A 22,838-nucleotide genomic window follows, 5' to 3' on the forward strand; every position below is an offset into this window, starting at 1 on the left:
CAGCCTGATCTGGCTGGCCGGTGTTGCTGCTGCGTCCTGGGGCATATTGCCTCTCCCTTCTGTGCCACGCGCCTATGCGCGGTGCAGTACAAAACTTTCCATGGCAAAAGCCCACCCGTCATCCGTATTGGATCGCGTCACGAAACGGGCATGGGCCTTCACATTGTCGGGCGCGTTGCCCATGGCGATACTGACCCCGGCTTCCTTCAGCATGGGAATATCGTTGTTCATATCCCCGATACACGCCGTATTCCGGATATCAATATCCAGCAGTTTTGCCAGTTCTTTTGCCGCATAGCCCTTGTTCGCCTGCGGATGCGTAATATCAAGGTAAATGGGCGAGGAACGATGTACACTCGCCTTGCCCGCCAGAAGGTCTGCAAGCGCCCGTTCCACCTCCGGCAGGGTGGCGGGATCGGTCGATACACCCATTATCTTGCCGACATGTTCATAATGACCGTCAAAATCATCCACCCGTACCGGAGTGGTCCGTACCACGTCACGTTCATGACGGACCTGAGGCGTATCATCGCGGCGCACCAGCCAGTCATGGTCGATGTACAGCCACGGCTCGACCCCGTGGGCGATCAGGAATTCAACCGCCGCCCGTGCCGCTGCCGGGTCAAGGGACAGCCGTTCGCGGATCGTACCGTCAGGATCGCAGATCAGCCCGCCATTCAGCCCGGCAATGGGGGTATCGATGCGCAGTTCACGGACAAACTGCATCATGCCACGGGGTGCACGGCTGCTGACCAGGCTGAGCCTGATGCCCGCGGCCCGCACGTCATCCGCAGCGCGACAGGCGGCGGGGGTCAGCGTGCGGTCCGGTGTAATCAGGGTCCCGTCAATATCGGATACGACAAGGCGGACGCCCCCTGCGGAGGCAACGGGTGGGGTCATGGGCATCATCCAATCTTCAGCCAGTGGCGGTGATCGCGGGCCAGCAGGGCGTCGGCCGCTTCCGGTCCCTCACTGCCAGCCGCGTAAAAATCAAGGCTCCGCGCGTCCTGTCCCCAGTCCAGAACCGGCTGTACGGCGCGCCATCCGGCCTCGATATTATCCGCACGCTGGAACAGGGTGGCGTCACCGATCATGCAGTCATAGATCAGGGTCTCGTAACCCGTGCTGGGTCCTTCGCTGAACCATTCGGCATAATCGAATTTCATCCGCACCCCGCCCAGCCGCACGGACGGGCCGGGGATCTTGGCGGAAAACTGCATGGTCACGCCTTCCGTCGGCTGGATATGGATGACCATGATATTGGGGGCCAGCTTGTCCACCGGCGTATCGCGGAACAGCGCATAGGGCGCGGATTTGAAATGTATGGCAATTTCGGTCTTGCGCGCGGCCAGCCGCTTGCCCGTGCGCACATAAAACGGCACCCCGGCCCAGCGCCAGTTATCGATCTGGAACTTCATCGCCATATAGGTTTCGGTCAGGGAATGGGGGTCAACACCAGGTTCCTGCCGGTAGCCGGGCACCTCCTTCCCGTTCACCACGCCGGGGGCGTACTGCCCGCGCACCACATCCTGCGGTGAGAGGGGATGGATGGCGTCCAGCACCTTGGTCTTTTCATTGCGCACGGCATCAGCATCAAAGGAAATGGGCGCTTCCATCGCCGTCATGGCCAGAAGCTGCATGACGTGGTTTGGCACCATGTCGCGCAGGGCGCCGGTGCCCTCGTAAAACTTCGCGCGCTGTTCCACGCCCACCGTCTCGGCAGCCGTGATCTGCACATGGTCAATGTTCTGGCGGTTCCACAGGGGTTCGAAAAAACCGTTGGAAAACCGTAGCGCCAGAATGTTCTGGACCGTTTCCTTACCAAGATAATGGTCGATACGGTAAATCTGCTGTTCCGTCAGGGTGCGCAGCAGCCGTTCATTCAGCGCCACGGCGGAAGACAGGTCGTTGCCAAAGGGCTTTTCGACAATGACGCGGCGGAAGGTGTGACGTCCCTCGCGCACCAGTCCCGCCTCCCCCAGCCGGTCCACGATGGGGCCAAAGAAACGGGCGGCCACGGCAAGGTAGAAGATGCAGTTCTGATCGCCTACCACCGCAGCGATGTCCTGATACGTCTGCATGGTTTCAAAATCGCCGCGCACGTAGCGGATGCGCGGTTTCATCCATGTCCAGACGTCCTCGCGCAATGTCACGGCTTCAGCACCCCGGCGGGCAGCGAAGTCCTCCAGCGCCGCACGGACATTGCGCTGCAACTGCTCATCAGTCAGTTCGGCCCGGTCAACCGCCACGACGCTGAACCCGTCATCCAGCAGTCCGGCACAGGCAAGATTGTAAATGGCAGGCAGCAGGAGGCGGCGCGTCAGGTCGCCTCCCCCGCCGAAAATGACAAATGATCCCGGTGGGCTGCGCCGTGGGGCGGTTTCATGCCCGGTATCGCCAACCTGTGATACCGCCGAGGCAATGATGTTTTCCATTATACTGCTGTCCCTGGACTGTTTCCGCCTGTCTTCCTTCCCCGGCTGTTCCGGTTGCAGTCATTGAGCGCTGTCGTTTTTTCCAGAAACAGCCGGGACCCGGAATGCGTAGCATCCCGGCGTCCCGTCAGTTACCAACCGCGTGTCAGATCAGTTATTCGTACCCTCAATGTGACCGCCAAAACCGAAGCGCATGGCAGACAGCATCTTTTCGGCAAAGTTGTTGCCCGTGCGCGAACGGAAGCGCGTGAACAGCGACGCGGTAATGACGGGCACCGGCACCGCCTCTTCGATCGCGGCCTCAATGGTCCAGCGGCCTTCGCCCGAATCGGCCACGTCGCCCTTGTAGTTCGACAGGTCGGGGTTGCCCGCAAGCGCGCTGGCCGACAGGTCAAGCAGCCACGACGACACCACGCTGCCACGGCGCCAGACTTCGGCGATGTCGGGCATGTTCAGCTCAAAACGCTGGTCTTCAGGCAGGTCGGTCGAATTCTTGGACTTCATCACGTCAAAGCCTTCGGCGAAGGCCTGCATGATGCCGTATTCGATGCCGTTATGGACCATTTTCACGAAATGGCCGGAACCTGCGGGACCGCAATGCAGGTAGCCCTGCTCGGCGCGCGGGTCGAAACCGGGCTTGTCACGGCCCGGCGTACGCGGGATGTCGCCAATTCCCGGCGCCAGCGCAGACAGGATGGGGTCGATGTAATCCGTGGCGTCCTTGGTACCGCCGTACATCATGCAGTACCCGCGTTCCAGGCCCCACACGCCGCCCGACGTACCGACATCAACATAATGGATGCCCTTTTTCATCAGTTCCGCGGCACGGCGGATATCGTCCTTGTAAAACGAATTGCCGCCATCGATCACGATATCGCCCTTGCCCATGAGCGTCCCGAGTTCCTGCACGGCCTGTTCCGTCACCTCGCCCGCAGGCAGCATGAGCCAGACAACCTTGCGGCCCGCAAGCTTGCCCACCATGTCTTTCAGCCCGGTGGCGGGAGTGCAGCGATTGCCTTCACCCTGCGCGCAGACCTTGGCGGTCACGGCGGGATCACGGTCAAAGGCCACCACGTCATGACCGTGGCGGGTCAGGCGGATGGAAATGTTGCCGCCCATCTTGCCAAGGCCAACAATACCGATTTGCATGATCAAACACTCCTAGAAGATGGGATAGGACCGTAGTCCTACCGCCATCATGGCCATTTCCCAATGACCCCCATCAAAAAACCCGCCCCTTCGTCAGAGGGGGCGGGCCAGCATGCGGTCAGACCGCGCGGGCAATATCCTGCCCAAGTTTTTCAAGACCGGCCTTCAGTTCACCATGAATGTGAACACGCAGCACACGGCGGCCACGTTCGGCCAGTACCTCCATGTCGCCACGGGCCTGCGCTTCCTTGACGATGCTGAAGGTATATTTTTCACCCGGCACCGGCAGGTTGACCTCATCATCACATGTAATCTGCAGGAATACGCCCGTGTCTGGACCACCCTTGTAGGCCTGCCCGGTCGAATGCTGGAAACGGGGGCCGAATTCGGCGGCCGTGGCCAGCTTCAGCGCGTCACGCAGGTCAAGGCGTACCTTCTGTATCCATTCACGCGTCCATGTATCGCGGTCGATATAGGCCAGCAGGGCAACGTAATCACCTGCCTTCCCGCGGGCGAAATGCGCCTTCAGGATCGCTTCCGCCGTCTTGCCACCACCCAGTGCCGCGGCATTTTTCGGATCGGCATAGAAGGCGAAGGGGCCGTCCTTGGCAAACGGCTCATACGGCGGCAGCTTGCCGGTTTCGTTATAGGCGGTGGTGATCTTCTTGGTTTCGATCTTCGATTCCTCGACATCGGGCTGGTTGAACGGGTTGATCCCGATCACCGCACCGGCGACGGCGGTCGCGAATTCCCAGCGGAAGAATTCCTCCAGCACCTGACGGCGTTCATGCAGTTCGATGGTGACGACCGGCTCACCCGCTTCGGCCAGCGCGGCGAAGGCCGCATCCTGCTTCGGGCAGGGATCTTCAGCCAGCCGCAGGTAGGCAAACACCCGGTCCCTGCCATACACGCCCGGCTTGCCGATGGTTTCATCATCGATGGGGATCAGGCCCTTGCCGTCCTTGCCGGTCGATTCCGCAATCAGCTGTTCCAGCCATGCGCCCATGTCGTAAATGCCGGGCGATGCGATGATGGTCACCTTGTCACGACCGAAATCGCGCGCGGCCACACCCAGCACGGCCCCCAGCACCACGCCGGGATTCTGCGCGGGCGAGACGGAGGCGGCACAGGATTTCTCGCCACGCTGTGCCGATTCCAGCAGCAGCTTCAGCGGCAGGCCGGCAACGGCTGCCGGCACCATGCCAAAATCGGACAGGACGGAGTACCGACCACCGATCTGCTTTTCACCGTAGAAGATTTTCCAGAACCCGTCCTTCTTCGCCACGTCTTCCATGTGCGAACCCGGATCGGTCACGGTGATGAAGTGCGAACCGGCCTTGTCGCCCAGCACCTTTTTCGCCTGATCGAAGAAATAGGCCTTGAGGATGTTCGGCTCCAGCGTGCCGCCGGATTTGGACGAGACGATGAACAGCGTCTTGCTGATATCGATCTTTTTCTCGAAATCACGCACCTGCTGCGGGTCCGTGCTGTCCAGCACGTACAGGTGCGGAAAGCCTTCATGCTTGCCAAATGTCTGGGCCAGCACTTCAGGCCCAAGGCTTGAACCGCCCATGCCCAGCAGCAGCGCATCGCGGAAGCCGCGTGCTTTCACTTCCGCCTGGAAATTCTCGAATTTGGACAGGGCCGCAACCTGGTCATCGGTGATGTCCAGCCATTTCAGCCAGCTTGCCTCATCCTTGCCGGTCCACAGGGTTGCATCCTTGTCCCATACGCGACGGACATTGCCTTTCTTGCGCCATGCCTCCAGTTCCGCATCGACCGCCTTCTGCAGGTCCGCAGGCAGCTTGAGCGCGGTGGACGTGACCTTCTTGCCAAGGAACGCCGCCTGTTTGGCCGCAACCGATCCCAGCAGGTCATCAAACGCATCGGCGAAGGAGGCAACCCCCTCATCCACCAGCACCTTCGTCACGCCATCCAGGTCGAGGCCGAGCCGCCGGGCTTCCGCAAGAACCTTCTTCGCGCCCTCGACATCCTGCGTCAGGGTCGGGGCAACCTTGCCGTGGTCACGGAAGGCATCGAACGTCACGGGGGGGATGGTGTTGACCGTCTCGGGGCCGATCAGGCCGTCCACATACAGCACATCGCTGAAGGACTTGTCCTTAGTGCCCGTGCTGGCCCACAGCAGGCGCTGTGGCTGGGCGCCGGCATCAGCCAGCTTTTTCCAGCGCGGGCTGGCCGTCACGGCCTTCCAGTGTTCATACGCCATCTTGGCGTTGGCGATCGCCACCTTGCCGCGCAGCGCCTTCAGCGCCGCACTGTCCTTGTCGCCCTTCGCCACGCGGGTGTCGATTTCCTTATCGATCTTCACGTCGATGCGGCTGACGAAGAAGGACGCGACACTGGCGATGTTCTTTACGCTTTCACCACGGCCAAGACGGTCTTCCAGTCCGGTGATGTAGGCTTCCAGCACCTTCTTATATGCATCGATCGAGAACAGCAGCGTGACGTTGATGCTCAGCCCTTCGGCAATGGCAGCGCGCACGGCGGGCACGCCTTCCTCGGTGCCGGGAATCTTGATCATGAGGTTGCGGGCGTCGACCGCTTTCCACAGACGCAGTGCCTCGTGCAGCGTGCCCTTGGTGTCACGCGCCAGATAGGGCGAGACTTCGAGGCTGACATAGCCATCCACGGCTTTTGTCTGTTCATAGACGGGATACAGCACCCTGGCCGCGGCGCGGATGTCGTCCACGGCCAGCAGTTCATACAGCGCGCCCGCGTCAAGAACCTGATGGGCCAGCACCGAACGGATCTGGGCATCGTAATCCGTGCCCTGACCCATGGCTTTCTGGAAAATGGCGGGATTGGAGGTCACGCCCTTCAGCCCGTCTTCATCCACCAGCTTCTTCAGGCTGCCATTTTCGGTATAGGAGCGCTGGATAAAGTCCAGCCATGGGGACTGACCATAGCGGGCCAGTTCCTTTAACGGATTTTCGCCACCAGATTCACGCGCACTCATGCTGTGCTTCCTTTGCTTGCCGACGGCGCGGGAAAGCCCCGCGCCGCCAATACTGCGTCTTCAAAAAACAGGGCAGGCGGAACGTCATGTCCCGCCTGCCCGTCCATTGTGCCTATTTGCCCGCCTGCCTGCGGGCAGCGGCCACCACGGCATCAACCGTGAACCCGAATTTGACCTCCAGCTGTCCCGCCGGGGCGGAAGCGCCAAAGCCGTGCATGACGATCGTCTCCCCCGCAAGGCCGGTATACCGGTCCCAGCCCAGCTGGGCCGCCTGTTCCACCGCAACGCGCGCGGTGATGTCGGGCGGCAGCACGCTGTCGCGATAGGATTTGGGCTGCGCTTCGAACAGATCCCACGACGGCATGGAGACAAGACGCACCTTGATGCCATCCGCCTTCAGCTTCTCCGCCGCCTTGATGATCAGCCCGACTTCGCTACCCGTTGCCATAAGGATGACATCGGGACGCCCGTCGGCATCCGCAAGGACATAGGCCCCTTTTGCCAGCCCTGTTGCTGGCGCATAGGTCTTGCGGCAGATGGTGGGCAGGTTCTGGCGGCTCAGCGCCAGCACGCTGGGGCGGTCCGTGATCTGGACCAGCGTGCGCCAGGCTTCGGCCACCTCGTTCGCATCCGCCGGGCGCAGCACGGTCACGCCGGGGGTGGCGCGCAGCTGGGCCAGCTGTTCGATGGGCTGGTGGGTCGGGCCGTCTTCCCCTACCCCGATCGAATCGTGGGTGAAGATATAGGTCACCGGCAGCTTCATCAGCGACGACAGCCGGATCGGCGGCTTCATGTAATCCGAGAAGATCAGGAAGCCCGAGCAGTAGGCCCGGATGCCATACAGCGCCAGACCATTGCTGATCGACCCCATCGCATGTTCACGCACGCCGAAATGCAGGTTGCGCCCGCCATAGGTGCCGCCCCACTGCGGCGGCTGGAAATCACCCGCGCCATCGAATGTCAGGTGTGTCTTGGTGGATGGCGACAGGTCGGCCGAACCGCCGATCATCCACGGATAGTTCTTCGCGATTTCGTTCAGGACCTTGCCCGAACTTGCGCGTGAGGCGACACCCTTGGCATCCGCGTCGAATACCGGGATGTCCCTGTCCCATCCTTCGGGCAGCGTCCCCGCGAAGATGTGATCCAGCTGTGCGGCCTCGGCCGGATATTTGGCGCGGTAGGCGGCGAACAGTTCGTCCCACGCCTTCGACGCGGCAGCGCCACGGGTGGCGATGCCCGCCTGGAAATGTTCGGCCACGCCATCGGGCACGTAGAAGTCCCTGTCTTCCGGCCAGCCATAGAATTTCTTGGTCTCGCGGATTTCCTCGACACCCAGCGGGGAACCGTGCGCTTCCGCCGTCCCGGCAAGGTGCGGCGCGCCCCAGCCGATGATGGAATGGACGATGATCAGCGTGGGCCGTGACGTTTCGGCCTTCGCTTCGGCCAGCAGGCGACGGAAATCGCCCGTATCGTTGGCGTCCTTGAGTTCCAGCACATGCCAGCCATAGGCCTCGAAGCGCTTGTGCACGCTTTCGGTAAAGGCGATCCGGGTCGAGCCTTCGATGGAGATATGATTGCTGTCATAGATCCATGTCAGGTTGCCCAGCTTCAGGTGGCCCGCAATGGACGCGGCCTCGCTGGCGACGCCTTCCATGTTGTCGCCATCACCGCACATTGTATAGATATGGTGATCGAACAGCTTGAATCCGGGCCGGTTATAGTGCTCGGCCAGCCATTTTTCCGCGATCGCCATGCCAACGGAATTGCCGCAGCCCTGACCCAGTGGGCCGGTCGTGGTCTCGACACCTGCGGTATGATGGTATTCGGGGTGGCCGGGGGTGAGCGAGTCCAGCTGGCGGAACTGCTCGATATCCTCCAGCGTCAGCGCGGGACGGTCATTGCTGACCCCACCAGGGCGTATGTCGCGGATGCCGGCCAGATAGATCAGCGAATACAGCAGCATGGACGCGTGGCCGATCGACAGCACGAAACGGTCGCGGTTGGGCCATAGCGGATTGGCCGGGTCGTAGTTCAGCACATCGCGCCACAGCGTATAGCCGACGGGGGCAAGCGCCATGGGGGTGCCGGGGTGGCCGGAATTGGCTTTCTGCACCGCGTCCATGGACAGTGTGCGGATTGTGTTGATGCACAGCGTATCGATATTGGTGGGCATTGCGCCACCTCCTTCAGGTGCCATCAGGGGGGATGTAGTCAGGGAACGCATGAGAGACCGGCCTCCTTACAGCCATGGTCGTTGTCCTGATCGGGCCGGGCCTGATGCCTGAACACGACAACCTTTCTTGTTTTTCTTTCCACACCACCAGCATCCGGGCCACCCGGCGGCGGACAGCGCGGGACGCAGGGAAAAAGGCTTTTTACGGCACGCACCTTCTCACGACCTTCGGGACGGAACAAGCCATCTCATCAAGCCGTTACCACGTCCCGGCCGGCAGGGGGCCGTGCCTTGCCATTGCCCTATAGCAGCGCGTGGCATCCCGCACGGTTGCCCCCCGTCACACATACGGGCGGAATTTGACATGCCGCCCGACCTTCCCCACCAGATCAGGGGTCGTGCCCGTCGGCCGATGGAGACCATGCATGCCCCAGCTACCCGCCAGCGACCACACGGATGGCACCCGCTTTTTCAATCCCCCCGCCATCCGCCCCGACGCCACGCCGCCGGGGCGGATGCGCCGCCTGTCCATCCTGAAATGGCAGTGGAACCGACCGAAATCGGACTGGCCCAAATGGATCGGGAATCCGCCGCCCAAAGGCGACCCGCATGCCCCGCCTGCGGCGGCAACGGTACAGGTGACATTTATCGGGCACAGCACGTTCCTGATCCGCCTGCCCCGCCCCGACGGCACGGCGTTGAGCATCCTGACCGATCCCATCTTCTCCATGCGCTGCTCGCCCTTTTCCTTCATGGGGCCAAAACGTGTGCGCGCGCCGGGACGGGCGCTGGCCGACCTGCCGCGCATTGACGTGGCGCTGGTATCCCATGCGCATTACGATCACATGGACCTGCCCACCCTGCGCGCGCTGGCGCGGCGGGGGGATGACCCGCTGGTGGTCACCCCGCTGTGCAACGCCCGCTTCATGCGCGGGACCGGGCTGCGGCGCATCATGGAACTGGACTGGTGGCAGTCCGTGGCCATACCGGGCCTGCAGGTGACCTGCACCCCCGCCCGCCATGGCGCGGCCCGCACTCCCTTCGATCGCAACAAAAGCCTGTGGGGCGGGTTCATGCTGCATGACGGGGCGGGGCACCGGCTGTTCTTTGCTGGCGACACCGCGCACGGACGGCATTGGGGGCTGATCCGCGAACGGCTGGGGGCGCCGGACATAGCGCTTCTGCCCATCGGGGCGTATGACCCGCGCGCGCTCATGGCAGGCGTGCATGCCACCCCCGAGGAAGCGCTGACAGGCCTGCGCCAGCTTGGGGCGAAGCATGGCATTGGCATGCATTTCGGCACGTTCCGCCTGACGGATGAACCCATGGATGAACCCGTGCACAGGCTGGCCCGCGCCGTGCAGGAGGCCGGCCTGCCCCCCGATACGATGGGCGTCATGGACCATGGGGAATGCCGCGACATTGCATGGCAGCAACCCGATGATGCGTGATTGCCCGATGTTCTTTTCAGCCGAACCGTCCTATGATCCGCCGCATCTGACGGGACCGGCCCCCGCCCCCGTTTTCCGCAACCCGACCCGCGAGGCAGGCATATGAGCAAGACAATCGCCAGCGGCGACCCCGCCGCCGCCGCACCCGAATCCTTCAGCAACGCGGAAATCGAGACCCTGTTCCTGTCCGCCGCCCGTGATGGACAGACAGACCTGGTCAGCGAATTCCTGAATGCGGGCATCAACCCCGATACCCGCAATGACAAAGGTTACACCGCGCTGATCCTGGCGGCCTATAACGGCCATGCCAAGACCGTGCACGCCCTGCTGGCGGGTGGGGCCAACCCCAACCTGCAGGACGCCAAGGGGGCGACCGCGCTGGCCGGTGTGGCGTTCAAGGGCGACCTGCCCTGCGCACGCGTGCTGGTGGAACATGGGGCCGCGATTGACGTGCCCAATTTTGTCGGCCGCACGCCGCTGATCTTTGCGGTCATGTTCAACCGGGACCCCATGGTGACCTTCCTGCTGGATCATGGCGCCAACCCTGACCTGCGTGATGGCGAGGGGATCAGCGCGCGCATCTTTGCCACCCGCCAGGGCAATACCGCCCTGCTGTCCGCCATGAACCGCCCGGCGCCTGCCGGGGCCTGATCCCCTTCTTTTCCTTACTCCCGCGCGCCCGTGCCCACACCGGGGGGACGGGCGCGCGCCTGTTTTCATGACCCTGACAATCTGGAATTCACCCTGATGAGCCGTTTCTGGAGCCCTGTCGTCCATACCCTGACCCCCTACGTGCCGGGGGAACAGCCCAGACTGGCCAACCTGATCAAGCTGAATACCAACGAATGCCCGTATGGCCCGTCGCCAAAGGTGCTGGAGGCCATTCGCGCCGCCACCAACGACACGCTGCGCCTGTATCCCGACCCCACGGCGCAGGCGCTATGCGCCGCGATCGCGCGCGCGCATGATGTCCCGGTTGACCACGTTTTCGTGGGCAATGGATCGGACGAAGTGCTGGCCCATACCTTTCAGGGGCTGCTCAACCACGAAGACCCCCTGCTGTTTCCCGATATTACCTACAGCTTCTATCCCGTGTACTGCGGACTGTATGGCATAAGGCATGAGATGGTGGCGCTGGATGACGCCATGCGCATCGATACCGCCGCCTATCGCAGGCCGTGTGGTGGCATCATCATCCCCAACCCCAACGCCCCCACCGGAATCGCGCTGGGGCTGGACGCCATCCGCACCGTGCTGGAGGACCACCCCGACGCGGTGGTGGTCGTGGATGAAGCCTATGTCGACTTCGGCGCGGAGACGGCGATTGCGCTGGTGGCGCAGTACCCCAACCTGCTGGTCGTACGTACCCTGTCCAAGTCCAGCGCGCTGGCGGGACTGCGGGTTGGATACGCCATCGGGCAGCCCGACCTGATTGCGGCCCTGACCCGCGTGAAGGACAGTTTCAATTCCTATCCGCTGGACCGTCTGGCGCAGGCAGGCGCCATCGCCGCGATCGAGGATCGGGAATGGCTTGCAAACACCCGTGAGAAAATCATAAACTCCCGGAACAGGCTGACCGACAGCCTGGGAAAGATGGGGTTCGAGATCCTGCCATCACAGGCAAATTTCATATTTGCCCGGCATCCGGACCGTGACGCCGCGTATCTTGCCGCCGCCCTGAGGGAACGGGCGATCATCGTGCGTCATTTCCGGACCCCGCGCATTGCACAGTGGCTACGCATCACAATTGGTACCGATGCTGAATGTCAGGCCCTGATATCGGGACTGGCCGATGTGCTTGCGCTGAACGGGGGTTAGGTCCCCCGGTTCATCACGTACCTGCGCCTGCTCAACCTGCCATGACCGCAGGCAGGGGTCAGTGCGTGCTGTCCGTCTTTCCACACCCCGGTTAACAACCCATTTCCTGGACCCGAGGTCCACAGGACACTTATCATGCGCGCATTCCACGGACAGATGTCCGACAACCAGCCGATCCGCCGCACGCTTGCTGAAAAACAGAAACAGCTGCGCGACCTGCGTGAAACGCTGGCCACCATGAAATCGCACACTTCCCCCGCCCTGCGCGAAAGCGTGCAGAAACGCATCCGCCAGCTGGAAAGCGAAGTCAGCGCCGCCCCCGCCCTGAAAACAAACGAACGACGCACCACAGGCAGCCCGAATGGCACGGATCGCCCACGCAGCCCGCGCCGTCGTCCCGAACGCAGTATCTGACAGAATGAAAAAGGCCGGCCCCATCGGGTGCCGGCCTTTTTCATATCATGCCGCCTGTCTGGCAGACCCTAAGGCCCCGTGCTGTCAGGATAGGGTTTCATGGATGCTGCCTTTTTCAAAAGGGCGCTTCCTGAAGCTTTTTGAAAACAGCTTCACCAGAAACTTTTACTCTTTTCCCGCAGCAATCATCGGTCATTTCCTCTTCGGACCATAAAAAACGGGCCTGCTTTGCAGCAGGCCCGCTCTCCACCCGTCCTGAAACAACGGGACTGATAACCGATGGGGCAGGATCAGTGACCGAGCGTCACTTCTTCCGCCACGTCACCGCGCGCCGCAGCCGCATCGATGTAACGACGGGCTTCAGGTGAAACGGTCAGCACCAGCGTCATCAGGGCCGAAGCGACATACAGGCCGGAGAAGATCCAGATGATCCCCTCGATCCCACGCCAATTTTCAAACCACGTCACGATGGCCGGGCCAACCCACGTGCTGGCGCCAGCACCCAGGCCAAGGGCAGACAGGGCAGCTGCCTTTTCCTTCGGGCAGATCTGCGGCACCAGGCCGGACAGCGGTACGAAGGCGGCAATCGTCGCGCCATACAGCGCACCCATGGCGGCAGCGATGGGGAAGTTGCCAGGGAACATCTGCGGCACGTAGTAGAACAGCGGCACCGTAATCGCAGCACCAACACAACCGAACAGGGCGACAACCGTACGGTGACCCAGACGGTCAGCCGTGATGCCGGACACCAGGTTCACCAGGATGTTCGACAGGAAGATGATCGACAGGAGCTGCAGCCACTGCGACAGCGAGAAACCGATGATCTTGGTGAAGAACGCCGGCATGATGACCAGGAACGCATATTCGGACGACGTATTGATGGTCCGCACGATCATGGCGATGAACGTCTTGGGCTCACGCCACAGGATGCTGATCGAACTGAAGAAAATCGTGGCTGGCGGCGTACCGGGGGCCGCAAGGCGCCTGGAACCGATCGGTTCACGCGTCATCAGCAGGGCCAGCAGGCCACCGAACATGACCAGCGCCAGCGAGGACCAGAACGTCGCCATCTCACCGATCAGAGGGATGGAGAAGCTGGCGAACAGCGAACCCAGCGTGGGCAGCCCGCCGGAGAAGGCGAACCAGAACCAGCCCGCGGCCGAACCCAGCTGACGCGGCGGGGTCGCGGCGGCAATCCATACAAGGAAGCCATAGGTAAACAGCGGATAGCCAAAGCCACGCATGGTGTAGGCTGCCAGCATGATGGGATAGCTGTTGACCGCCACGCCAAAGGTCAGGAACAGGACCTCGAACACACCCCAGATGGCGAGGCCGATCCACATGACCCGCTTGGGGCCCCACAGGTCGGACAGCGGTCCCGATGCCCATGAGGACAGCGAGACGGTCACACCATAAATGGTAAACAGCAGCGCGGTATTACGCGACGAAATGCCCTGCCCCTCCAGATAGGGGGCCAGGTAGCCGGCCTCGACACCATCACCGATCATGAAGAACAGCAGGCCGACAAACCCCCAGAACAGGGGCGCCGGGATGCCAAGCCTATCAGCTATGGACGTTGATTCGGACAGATTGTCTGTCTGTTTCAAGGGGAGATACTCCTCTTTCACAGGCAGCCGACACGAAGATGAGGGGCTCCACCTCATTGTGGAGCGTCGATGCAGGCTGCGTCCACACCGTCCGGTTTTCCGGAAACACCAGTGCGGAACCTCAGTTTCACAAGTTCGGGTGTGCAATCACCCGGACCGGCTACAGCAATGCGGGAACAGAAGAACGGCGCCAGCGCCAAAACGCCAGCGCATCATGCCTGGCAAACCTGCTTCCCCATACATATCACCGGCCAAAAGTCGTCAATCCAGCAGGAAAACGCGCCTGACGGCACGAGTTGCATAACAATACCAATGAAAAAACACCCGGCCTTACCCAAAAAAGGGCACAACCACGTGATCTCCCATCACCGGAAAGACCAAGAATTGGCTGGATATACGAAATCGTTGCAGTTCCGAACGATTTCACAGTGATCCGATAGTCTTCAACCTCCGAACGGATACAAAAAATATATTCAGTGATGGCAATCTATACTAAAAAACTCTCGAGAATGTAAGGGAAATCTCGAATTTTTGCCGCGATCCGGATTTTTCCCTTATTATATCAAGAGATTTCAGGTCATATTTTTATGCATACAGTATATGCATCACGCCCAGGCGCCATCTTTCGCCATGGGTGGGTTCCTGCCATAGTCGGCCTTTCACCTGCCCATACGGGCGGGGCCGCACCCCGGTGCGGTACAGGCACTGCCTGCTGCATCCTTTCATGCCGGGGCATGGACAGACGGAAACGGTTACGGTGAACATCAATTCCATACGCCTTGCCGCATTGCCGGTTGCTTTGCTGCTTTCCCCCGCGCTGGTCTGCGCGTCCGCCCATGGCCAGAGCCTGGCCACGCAGAAGGTACAGCGCGCGATGGAAGTCCTGCGCCTGAAGCCGGACCTGGCCAGCAAGGCATGCCTCGACAAGCTCGAGGACCTGCACAAGATGGAAAAGGTCATCGAGGAAGCCAGCGAAAGCGCGCACAACCCCAACCTGTCGCTGGCCCACGATGTCATGGAATCCGATTACGAGGACGCAACCGAATCCTGCGTGCCTGATGCGGCCAAACTGTGTGCCAACCCGGGCAAACTAGCCAGCGCGAACCAGCAGAAGCTGTGTGAATCGCTGGATGCGATCATGTCGGTCGATGGATCTGATGAAGGCGAGGAAATCGCCACCCCGCCCGAAGGCACATCCTCCGACTGAAGGACGTGCCCTGAAGGGGGATCAGGAAAGCTGCGCCAGCAGGTACAGCCCTTCCGCATTGCCCAGAACGGCTGATTTCTCGGCCCGGTTCAGTTCCCGCATGGCGGTGGCCAGATCGGGGGCCTCGCGCAGTTTCAGCAGCCCCACCAGCAATGCCGGATTGATCGGGTCGCCCGGCCTGCGGGGTGGCGGCAGCATGATTTCGTGCACCTTGAGCAGCCCGGCCCGCGCCCGCAGCGCCATCACCGCGTCCTGCACCGGGCGCCCGGCCATCTGCACCATATAGGTCAGCGCCGCCTGCAGGACCGGCGGTGGTGCGGTTTCCTCGGGAATCAGCAGCAGATGGGCGCGCCGGAAAGCCTGCCCTACCGCCGCACTGCCCGTCAGCACCGCCAGCGGTATGGCGCAGACCAGCCCCAGCGTGACCGGCAGCATCCACAGGAACAGCGGCAGGGAGACACTCCACGCCGCCACCGCCAGCGCAATGCCCAGTATGGTATGGACAGCATACAGCCGGGCATTCTGCATGATCTGCAGCCCGCCCGCGTCACGCCGCTGCGCATTCCAGCCCGAGTCGCGCCCCAGCAGGATGGACATGACCCCTGCCGTCTGGATGATCATGGCGATAGGGGCCACCAGCCCCCCCACCACCGTTTCCACCACGATGGACGCCGCCGCGGCAAACGCGCCACCACAGCCGCGCCGCAGTGGCCCGTCAATCAGCAGCAGCAGGTAGGCCAGTATCTTGGGCGCCAGCAGCACGCCCATGGTGCCGATGAACATGTATTCCGCCTGAACCGGGTCAACATGCGGCCAGTGGGGGTACAGCAGCTTGGTATCGCCAAAATATTCCGGCTTGTAGAAACGGTTCTGCAGCGAAACCACAATCCCCACCAGCAGGAAGACCAGCCAAAGCGGCGACGTGACATACGATCCGATGCCCATGAGCATGTGCATCCGGCTGATCCAGTGCAGGCCCCGCGCGGACACCACCTTGGCATGCTGCAGGTTGCCCTGGCACCACCGCCGGTCGCGAATGGCGATATCGGTCAGGGACGGGGGGCTTTCCTCATACGATCCGGCCAGGGCCGGAACCATGTGGATGGCCCATCCGCCCCGGCGCATCAGCGCAGCCTCCACGAAGTCGTGGCTCATGATCGCGCCGCCAAAGGGCTTGCGCCCCGGCAGGTGCGGCAGACCTGCCTGCTCGGCAAAGGCGCGGGTGCGGATTACCGCGTTATGGCCCCAGTAATTGCCTTCCGATCCATGCCACCAGGCAATACCGTGGGCGATCAGCGGACCGTACACCCTTCCCGCGAACTGCTGCATGCGGGCAAACAGCGTCTGCCCGTTGACAATAACCGGCAGGGACTGGATCAGCGCGACACCGGGATTGCGTTCCATGGCCGCAGTCAGCCGCACGATCACGTCGCCCGACATGACGCTGTCGGCATCCAGCGTGATCATCTGCTGGTAGGCCGCGCCATAGGTGCGCACCCATTCGCCGATATTGCCTGCCTTGCGGTCCGTATTGACCGCACGCCGGCGGTAGAACAGCCGCCCGCCCCAGCCGGTGGCGCGGCACAGGGCCATGTAGGCCGCCTCCTCCGCTACCCAGACATCCGGGTCGGTCGTGTCCGACAGGATGAACACATCAAACGCCCGTTCCTGCAGGGTTGCAGAAAGGCTGTCTATGGTGGCGCGCAGGCCCGCCATGACACGGCCCGGGTCCTCATTATAGGTCGGCATGAGCAGCGCGGTGCGGGTGGTCAGGCGCGGCAGCGGACCGCTGCGTTCAATCCCCAGCCCCAGACCGCCATGCGTCAGCATTGACGCAAACCCGGCAAGGGCTGAGGTAAAGGCCAGCGCGATCCACAGGAACAGCATCACGAACAGCACCAGCATCACCATACCGGCCACGGAACGCTGCACGGCATTGAACACCAGATCCATTTCGTAACCGGCCAGCCCCGTCATGGCGACCGCGCCACCAATCACCAGCAGGCGACGCAGGTGAATCAGCCGCCATTCAGTGGGCGGCGTCGGGCTGCGTCCGTGCAGGTCGGGCGTTGCCGCCAGCGGATGGACCGGCATCTCCAGCGGGGCCGCGGGTGGCAGGGCACACCAGCCCTGCGGCAGCAGCGGCGCGGACTGGCCCGCCGCCGGACCGGGTGGCGCGTTTGCGGCTAGGGTGTCCATCGATAGACCCATTCTTCCGACACAGGACCATTATCATCGGCCAGCACGCAGTTCAGTTCCGCCACCTTCGCATCACCAGGCGCGAATTCAAACGTGCTGCGCCAGCCATGGATGGGGGGAACGGGTTCGACCACCACATTGCGGATCTCCCCTGCCGAGGTACGGCACTGCAGGTGGAAATGCGGCTTTTCGGGCAGATTCTCAAAAGGCGTGCCGACAAAATCGAGGTCAAAGAACCGGGTATGCGAATCATCCGTCGCATCCCCCACACGCGTTGCGGAAATACGTGCCAGCTTCGTGGGCCACGGTGTATCCCACCCCCAGTACATCCGGTAGGTGAACACATATTCACGCCCCGGCGCCAGCGCATCCTGCGGCCGCCAGAAGGCGACGATATTATCGTTCACTTCATTGGGTGTCGGGATTTCCACCAGGTCCACGGCGCCCGCGCCCCAGTCCCCGATCGGCTCGATCCACAGCGAGGGACGCTTTTCATAATTCAGCGACACGTCCTCGAAATCGGTAAAGGCGCGCTTGCGCTGCATCAGGCCAAAACCATGCGGGCGCACGTCACTGAAGGCCGAGAACTGAAGGTCACGCGGGTTGCGCAGCGGACGCCACAACTGCTGGCCACTGCCCGTCCACATGGACAGGCCTTCGCTGTCATGGGCCGCAGGCCGCCAGTCATCAACGCGCGTCCGGTCATTCGCATCAAAATAGAACATGCCCGTCAGCGGCGCGATTCCGGATTCCGCAATGGCCTTGCGGGGATAGAGATAGGACTGGACATCAAAGACCGTCGTCTCGCCGGGGCGGATGGTAAAGCGGAACGCCCCCACCAGAGACGGACTGTCCAGCAGTGCATGGATGACCACGCTATCCACGCCAGCCTTGGGCTTTTCCAGCCAGAAGGCGCGAAACAGTGCGAATTCCTCCCCCTTCGGGTCACCGGTCCCGTTGGCGAACCCGCGCGCGGACAGGCCGTAATTCTGCCCCTTCGCCACCGCACGGAAATACGACGCGCCGAGGAAGACGCAGAATTCTTCCATCACGCCCGGCGTATTGATCGGCGCGCGCAGCCGCAGCCCGGCAAAGCCGATATCGTCATTCACCCGCAGGGCAGGATCGTTATAGGTGAACATGTCAGGGTTGAAGGCGATGGGACGTGACTGACCATCAATGACTTCATTCATGTCGATGCGCGGTGCATACAGGTAACCACGCGGAAAGAATTCGACATCGAAACCCAGGTTCTCACCATGCCACAGGGCCTGTTCCGAACGGAACGCGATGGAATTGTACTGGTCAAAATTCAGGTTACGCAGCGCAGGGGGCAACGACTGGGACGGGGCCTGATATGCCTGCTGCGACAGCTGGTGCGCCAGCGTGCGCACGGTCGTGGAATCGAAATTGCCGCTCTGGGTGGCGCGGGCGCGCGGCGCCACGGCCATACCCGCCACGGTCATGGCGGACAGGGCGGTTCCCGCTTTCATGAAATCACGTCGTAACACTGAGTTTAACTCCAGTTCATTTTTCTTGATTTACTGTCGTGCCACATATTCACGCTCATTAGCGTAAAAGAATGCCGGAACGTTCGTGATCGGGGCAGCCTATGGCTTTTTCACGGCGGGGGCGAACACATGGCGGCCAATGTTTCCAGCTGTCCCTGCACGGCGTCCCGCCCCGCTTTCTCGATATCACGGTACAGCCGCACCACGGCTTCCCCCTCGGGCGAAAGGCCCGCCCCGCCGCCGCCGCCGGGGCGGGCGGCCACCAGCGGGCGCACGAAGGTCGTGTTCATCGCTTCGACCAGCAGCCACGCACGGCGATAGGACATGCCCATGGCCCGGGCGGCTGCCGAAATGGACCCCGTCTGGCCAATCTGTTCCAGAAGCTTGATCTTGCCATGCCCCAGCAGGGGCGAGCCGTTCGCATCCACGCGTAACGTCAGGCGCATTTCTGTCATGGTTTCCAAACTCCCGGACACAGCTATATCATTGCCCCTTCTACCGGAAACGACTGCACCTGAAACGGATTTTTCCCGCCCATGTCCCTGCCCACTTCCCCTCCCGGGTCGCCAGCAGGCCCATGGCGGCCCATGCAGGCGCACGATCTGCCCGCCGTCATGGCGCTGGCGACCGCCATGCACCCCGGCTGCCCTGAACGGGCGGACGTTCTGGATGAACGCCGCAGGCTATGCCCGTCGGGCTGCCTCATCCTGCCCGACGCACAGGGACGCCCGGGCGGTTATGTCCTGAGCCACCCCTGGCGGGCAGCCTGCCTACCCGCGCTGGACACCTACCTGCACCGCCTGCCCGGACAGGCAGACTGCTGGTACCTGCACGACATCGCCATCACCCCGTCCCTGCGCGGGCATGGCGCGATGCATGCGGCGCTGCGCATCCTGACCCGGCACGCCCTCAATCATGGCATGAACCAGATAACGCTGATGGCGGCAGAAGGCGCGCGCCCGGTCTGGACGCATATGGGGTTTACCCCCATGCACGGCATCCCGCCGGACATCACCGCAACCTACGGGGCCGATGCCTGCCCCATGCACCGTGCCATTCCCGGAACGATACAGGCATAAAAGCCATTTCCGGCTGTCTGAACAGCCCACTGATGCAACAGTCCACAGGTTCTTAAAGGTGGTTCTGGTAAAGAATTGCCTAAAACACCTCGAAAATGCCGCCTTTTTTGAAAAAAGGCGGCACCCGAAGACTTTTATTATTTTTTATTACTCAACTGTTCCGGGACAGTTTCTTATACAGGCAGACTGGCCCGCACGCCGCGATCCCGAATGGCCCTGCGCGCGGCAACAACTGCCGCATCCAGCGCGGTGGTGTCCATGTCCCGCCAGCCATCAAAGGCCGGCAGCCGCAGGCCCGCCTCAAGGTCGCGATCATTGACCAGCGCGATCTGGTCCGCATCCAGCGTGGGTTCGATGGGCGTATAGGTCTGTCCCTTTTCATCCTGCCCACGCAGCATTTCCAGATAGGCGGCAATGCCGAATGCAATCCGGTCAAGGTCACGCCCGCTGTCCAGTGAGCGGCGCACGGTATCGGTCCAGAACACACGCACCTTGGATGCGCCATCGCTACAGATCCGCAGCAGCGTATCGGCCACGGCGCGATTGGAAAACCGGCTGAGCAGGCGCTTGCGGTACGCATCCAGATCCACGCCTTCCGGGGCGTCGATCTGCGGCATCGCGTCCTTCGTCCAGTAAGCGTTGGCCAGACGGGCCAGATCGGCGTCCTCCACCGTTTCATGCGCGTAGCGGTGGCCCAGCAGCAGCCCCGTCGAGCCCAGCAGCAGGTGGGCGGCGTTGAGCATGCGCACCTTTACCTGTTCATACCCCGCCACATCGTCCACGAACTCGACACCCACCTGTTCCAGCGCGGGGCGACCGTTGCAGAACCTGTCCTCCAGCACCCACTGGCTGAAATCCTCCGCCAGCACCGGCAGGTCATCATCCAGCCCGCTGGCCGCATTCAGTGCGTCGCGTGTGGCACTGTCCACGCCAGGCGTGATGCGGTCGACCATGGAACACGGGAAGGTCACATTGGCATCGATCCATTCAGCAAGATCCGGATCCAACGCGCGGGCATAGCCCACGAATGCCTCATGCGCGACATGGCCGTTACTGCGCAGGTTGTCACATGACAGGACGGTAAATGGTCCGGTCCCCGCTGCACGCCTGCGGCGCAGGCCCTCCACCACGTAACCGAACACGGTCGCGGGGCGACGGGGGTTCTTCAGGTCAGCCTGCACGGCGGGGGTATCAAGGCGGAACTGCCCGGTTTCCTCGTTGATGTTATAACCGCCCTCGGTGATCGTCATGCTGACGATACGGGTCTGCGGGTCCGCAAGGCGGGCAAGCACGGCTTCGGGATCAGCGGGGGCAAGCAGGTACTCACGCAGCGCGCCAATGATGGATACCGTACGCACGCCACTGGCCGCGACTTCCGTCAGGGAATACAGGCAGTCCTGCTGCCTGAAGGCATGGGCCTTGGCTTCGCCACGCGGACCACCGCCCAGTCCCACGCCCACGATCCCCCACTGTGCCTGTCCCGGCAGGGCGAGGCATTTGTTGACGTACCATGCCTCATGCGCGCGAAAGAAGTTGCCGACACCAAAATGAACGATCCCTCGTCCCACGTCCTCCCGTTTGTAACGCAGCGGCTGGACGCTGGCGGGAAGGTGATTCAGGGTTTTTTCATTCAGCATGGTGTCTGTTGCACTCCTTGATTGTGTCTTCGCGCGCCCGTCCTATTGCTTTGCAACCGCGTTGGTTGAAACAGGATCAAACGCCGTCTCGGCCACGAACGGATGCCCCGACAGGGGGAACGGACCATCATCGGTCCGCCCGTCCGACCAGATATTGCGCACGGCCAGCCGCATGTCGGCATGCAGCAGCCCGATGGCGAAACGCATGACAGGGGTCCAGTGTTCCCCCTGCTGATCCTGCTGGTCCAGCTGGTCCAGCTGGTCCAGAATATCGCGCATTCCCTCATCAGGCAGCGCGTGCCCCCGGCGGGACGCGGCCATCGCATCGCAGCGGTCGGCCATCTGGCCCAGCATCCGTGCCAGCATGTCACGCTCATGCTGCAGGACATCGCCCGTCCGGGCTGTTTCCCCTTCCACGGCGGCGCGCGAAATAAAGATAGCATCCGAACGGATTCGACGCAAAAGTCCCGGCAGGCGCACCACCAGCGGGTCGTGGCGTGTCAGTGACCCGGGGTGTTCGACCTCGGCCTCCTGCACGCCGTCATTTATGTCCTGCAGCAGGGAACGGCACATGACATCCACCGTGGCCAGCGCGTCATGGTCGGGATGCTGGTGCAGCGCGGTGCCCAGCAGGTCCGACAGGCGACGCAGCAGGCTTGCGGCATTGCGCAGCACTTCACGCCGCGCCTCGTTCCGCAATACGAAAAACGACACCGCGAACGACACCACGACACCCGTCATGATCGAGGCGATTCGCTGCAGCGGTCTTGAAAAGGGCTCCCCCGTGGCGGGAAACAGCAGCACGACCATCAACGTGACAATGGCCACCCGCATCTTGGGCCGCAACGCCACCAGCACCGCCAGCGGCATGAGCATGACCCAGAACACCATGCCCACCGACAACGCGCACCACTGCTCCAGCGCAATGGCCGACATGCCCGCCGCTGCCCCGATCAGGGTGCCCACGATCTGTTCACGCCCGGTGGACAGCGTCTGGGTCAGGCGTGTCTGGGTAATGACGATGACCGAGGTGATCAGCGCCCAGACCGGTTCATCCAGATGGATGATGGTGGCGACAATGCCCGACAGGATGAGCGAGACGTTCATCCGCACGACCTGCCGCCACGTTCCCCGCCGCATGATGGACAGGAAAAGGTTCTTCAGGCGTTCATACATACGGC

General features: G+C 62.3%; 17 protein-coding genes. 6 read left to right on the forward strand and 11 right to left on the reverse strand.

Annotation, left to right across the window (positions count from 1 at the left end; translation table 11 throughout):
• Positions 1-72: 72 nt before the first annotated feature.
• The 5 genes from HNO79_RS01955 to tkt form a co-directional block, all read right to left on the reverse strand.
• Complete coding sequence (locus tag HNO79_RS01955; protein WP_214165354.1) at positions 73-909, reverse strand: Cof-type HAD-IIB family hydrolase; 837 nt, start codon at positions 907-909, stop codon at positions 73-75.
• Entirely contained in the window at positions 906-2,435 is a 1,530-nt protein-coding gene (gene zwf, locus HNO79_RS01960) for a glucose-6-phosphate dehydrogenase (RefSeq protein WP_048857210.1), read from the reverse strand. The genes HNO79_RS01955 and zwf overlap by 4 nt, the downstream gene beginning before the upstream one ends.
• Positions 2,436-2,585: 150 nt before the next feature.
• The gene (gene gnd / locus HNO79_RS01965; protein ID WP_048857212.1) at positions 2,586-3,584 is read right to left on the reverse strand and encodes a phosphogluconate dehydrogenase (NAD(+)-dependent, decarboxylating); all 999 of its coding nucleotides are present in this window, start codon (positions 3,582-3,584) and stop codon (positions 2,586-2,588) included.
• A gap of 118 nt (positions 3,585-3,702) precedes the next feature.
• A complete protein-coding gene (locus tag HNO79_RS01970) occupies positions 3,703-6,561 on the reverse strand; it encodes a bifunctional transaldolase/phosoglucose isomerase (protein ID WP_214165355.1) in 2,859 nt (952 codons plus the stop codon).
• A 112-nt stretch (positions 6,562-6,673) separates the two neighbouring features.
• Positions 6,674-8,785 carry a transketolase gene (gene tkt / locus HNO79_RS01975; protein WP_200410288.1) on the reverse strand — a complete coding sequence of 704 codons (2,112 nt, stop codon included), beginning with the start codon at positions 8,783-8,785 and terminating at the stop codon, positions 6,674-6,676.
• Positions 8,786-9,159: 374 nt separating this feature from the next.
• On the opposite strand from tkt, the gene HNO79_RS01980 reads away from it, so the two are divergent.
• The 4 genes from HNO79_RS01980 (at position 9,160) to HNO79_RS01995 (ending at position 12,417) form a co-directional block, all read left to right on the forward strand.
• Positions 9,160-10,185, forward strand: a complete 1,026-nt coding sequence (locus HNO79_RS01980; RefSeq protein ID WP_214165356.1) for an MBL fold metallo-hydrolase — start codon at positions 9,160-9,162, stop codon at positions 10,183-10,185.
• A gap of 102 nt (positions 10,186-10,287) precedes the next feature.
• Positions 10,288-10,836 (forward strand): ankyrin repeat domain-containing protein, encoded by a 549-nt coding sequence (locus HNO79_RS01985; RefSeq protein ID WP_010514133.1) that lies wholly within the window; start codon positions 10,288-10,290, stop codon positions 10,834-10,836.
• 96 nt (positions 10,837-10,932) lie between these two features.
• Positions 10,933-12,003: a histidinol-phosphate transaminase gene (hisC, locus tag HNO79_RS01990; RefSeq protein WP_010514134.1), complete on the forward strand. Its 1,071-nt coding sequence runs from the start codon at positions 10,933-10,935 to the stop codon at positions 12,001-12,003.
• A 135-nt stretch (positions 12,004-12,138) separates the two neighbouring features.
• Positions 12,139-12,417: a hypothetical protein gene (locus HNO79_RS01995; protein WP_010514135.1), complete on the forward strand. Its 279-nt coding sequence runs from the start codon at positions 12,139-12,141 to the stop codon at positions 12,415-12,417.
• Positions 12,418-12,707: 290 nt separating this feature from the next.
• Here HNO79_RS01995 and HNO79_RS02000 read toward each other — a convergent pair whose 3' ends face one another.
• Complete coding sequence (locus HNO79_RS02000) at positions 12,708-14,024, reverse strand: MFS transporter (RefSeq protein ID WP_010514136.1); 1,317 nt, start codon at positions 14,022-14,024, stop codon at positions 12,708-12,710.
• 757 nt (positions 14,025-14,781) lie between these two features.
• Between HNO79_RS02000 and HNO79_RS02005 the strand changes: the two genes are divergently transcribed.
• Positions 14,782-15,231 (forward strand): hypothetical protein, encoded by a 450-nt coding sequence (locus HNO79_RS02005; protein ID WP_029329423.1) that lies wholly within the window; start codon positions 14,782-14,784, stop codon positions 15,229-15,231.
• A gap of 21 nt (positions 15,232-15,252) precedes the next feature.
• Here HNO79_RS02005 and mdoH read toward each other — a convergent pair whose 3' ends face one another.
• The 3 genes from mdoH to HNO79_RS02020 form a co-directional block, all read right to left on the reverse strand.
• Complete coding sequence (gene mdoH / locus HNO79_RS02010) at positions 15,253-17,430, reverse strand: glucans biosynthesis glucosyltransferase MdoH (protein WP_214165357.1); 2,178 nt, start codon at positions 17,428-17,430, stop codon at positions 15,253-15,255.
• On the reverse strand, positions 17,418-18,923 hold the full coding sequence (locus HNO79_RS02015) for a glucan biosynthesis protein (protein ID WP_048855514.1): 1,506 nt from the start codon (positions 18,921-18,923) through the stop codon (positions 17,418-17,420). The genes mdoH and HNO79_RS02015 overlap by 13 nt, the downstream gene beginning before the upstream one ends.
• 128 nt (positions 18,924-19,051) lie before the next feature.
• The gene (locus HNO79_RS02020) at positions 19,052-19,396 is read right to left on the reverse strand and encodes a winged helix-turn-helix domain-containing protein (protein ID WP_010514140.1); all 345 of its coding nucleotides are present in this window, start codon (positions 19,394-19,396) and stop codon (positions 19,052-19,054) included.
• Positions 19,397-19,477: 81 nt separating this feature from the next.
• On the opposite strand from HNO79_RS02020, the gene HNO79_RS02025 reads away from it, so the two are divergent.
• A complete protein-coding gene (locus tag HNO79_RS02025; protein ID WP_214165358.1) occupies positions 19,478-20,020 on the forward strand; it encodes a GNAT family N-acetyltransferase in 543 nt (180 codons plus the stop codon).
• 173 nt (positions 20,021-20,193) lie between these two features.
• On the opposite strand, the gene HNO79_RS02030 is transcribed toward HNO79_RS02025, so the two are convergent.
• Together HNO79_RS02030 and HNO79_RS02035 are read right to left on the reverse strand one after the other, a co-directional pair.
• On the reverse strand, positions 20,194-21,657 hold the full coding sequence (locus HNO79_RS02030) for a mannitol dehydrogenase family protein (protein ID WP_214165359.1): 1,464 nt from the start codon (positions 21,655-21,657) through the stop codon (positions 20,194-20,196).
• A 42-nt stretch (positions 21,658-21,699) separates the two neighbouring features.
• Complete coding sequence (locus HNO79_RS02035; protein ID WP_214165360.1) at positions 21,700-22,833, reverse strand: FUSC family protein; 1,134 nt, start codon at positions 22,831-22,833, stop codon at positions 21,700-21,702.
• Positions 22,834-22,838 lie beyond the last annotated feature (5 nt).

The organism is Komagataeibacter oboediens (assembly GCF_018491655.1).
GTDB classification, from domain to species: Bacteria; Pseudomonadota; Alphaproteobacteria; order Acetobacterales; family Acetobacteraceae; genus Komagataeibacter; species Komagataeibacter oboediens.

Excerpts from the sequence above, each read along its gene's own strand:
- HNO79_RS01955 (WP_214165354.1), bottom strand. The coding sequence starts at position 909 with ATGATGCCCATGACCCCACCCGTTGCCTCCGCAGGGGGCGTCCGCCTT.
- zwf (WP_048857210.1), bottom strand. The coding sequence starts at position 2,435 with ATGGAAAACATCATTGCCTCGGCGGTATCACAGGTTGGCGATACCGGG.
- gnd (WP_048857212.1), bottom strand. The coding sequence starts at position 3,584 with ATGCAAATCGGTATTGTTGGCCTTGGCAAGATGGGCGGCAACATTTCC.
- HNO79_RS01970 (WP_214165355.1), bottom strand. The coding sequence starts at position 6,561 with ATGAGTGCGCGTGAATCTGGTGGCGAAAATCCGTTAAAGGAACTGGCC.
- tkt (WP_200410288.1), bottom strand. The coding sequence starts at position 8,785 with ATGCGTTCCCTGACTACATCCCCCCTGATGGCACCTGAAGGAGGTGGC.
- HNO79_RS01980 (WP_214165356.1), top strand. The coding sequence starts at position 9,160 with ATGCCCCAGCTACCCGCCAGCGACCACACGGATGGCACCCGCTTTTTC.
- HNO79_RS01985 (WP_010514133.1), top strand. The coding sequence starts at position 10,288 with ATGAGCAAGACAATCGCCAGCGGCGACCCCGCCGCCGCCGCACCCGAA.
- hisC (WP_010514134.1), top strand. The coding sequence starts at position 10,933 with ATGAGCCGTTTCTGGAGCCCTGTCGTCCATACCCTGACCCCCTACGTG.
- HNO79_RS01995 (WP_010514135.1), top strand. The coding sequence starts at position 12,139 with ATGCGCGCATTCCACGGACAGATGTCCGACAACCAGCCGATCCGCCGC.
- mdoH (WP_214165357.1), bottom strand. The coding sequence starts at position 17,430 with ATGGACACCCTAGCCGCAAACGCGCCACCCGGTCCGGCGGCGGGCCAG.
- HNO79_RS02015 (WP_048855514.1), bottom strand. The coding sequence starts at position 18,923 with ATGAAAGCGGGAACCGCCCTGTCCGCCATGACCGTGGCGGGTATGGCC.
- HNO79_RS02020 (WP_010514140.1), bottom strand. The coding sequence starts at position 19,396 with ATGACAGAAATGCGCCTGACGTTACGCGTGGATGCGAACGGCTCGCCC.
- HNO79_RS02025 (WP_214165358.1), top strand. The coding sequence starts at position 19,478 with ATGTCCCTGCCCACTTCCCCTCCCGGGTCGCCAGCAGGCCCATGGCGG.
- HNO79_RS02030 (WP_214165359.1), bottom strand. The coding sequence starts at position 21,657 with ATGCTGAATGAAAAAACCCTGAATCACCTTCCCGCCAGCGTCCAGCCG.
- HNO79_RS02035 (WP_214165360.1), bottom strand. The coding sequence starts at position 22,833 with ATGTATGAACGCCTGAAGAACCTTTTCCTGTCCATCATGCGGCGGGGA.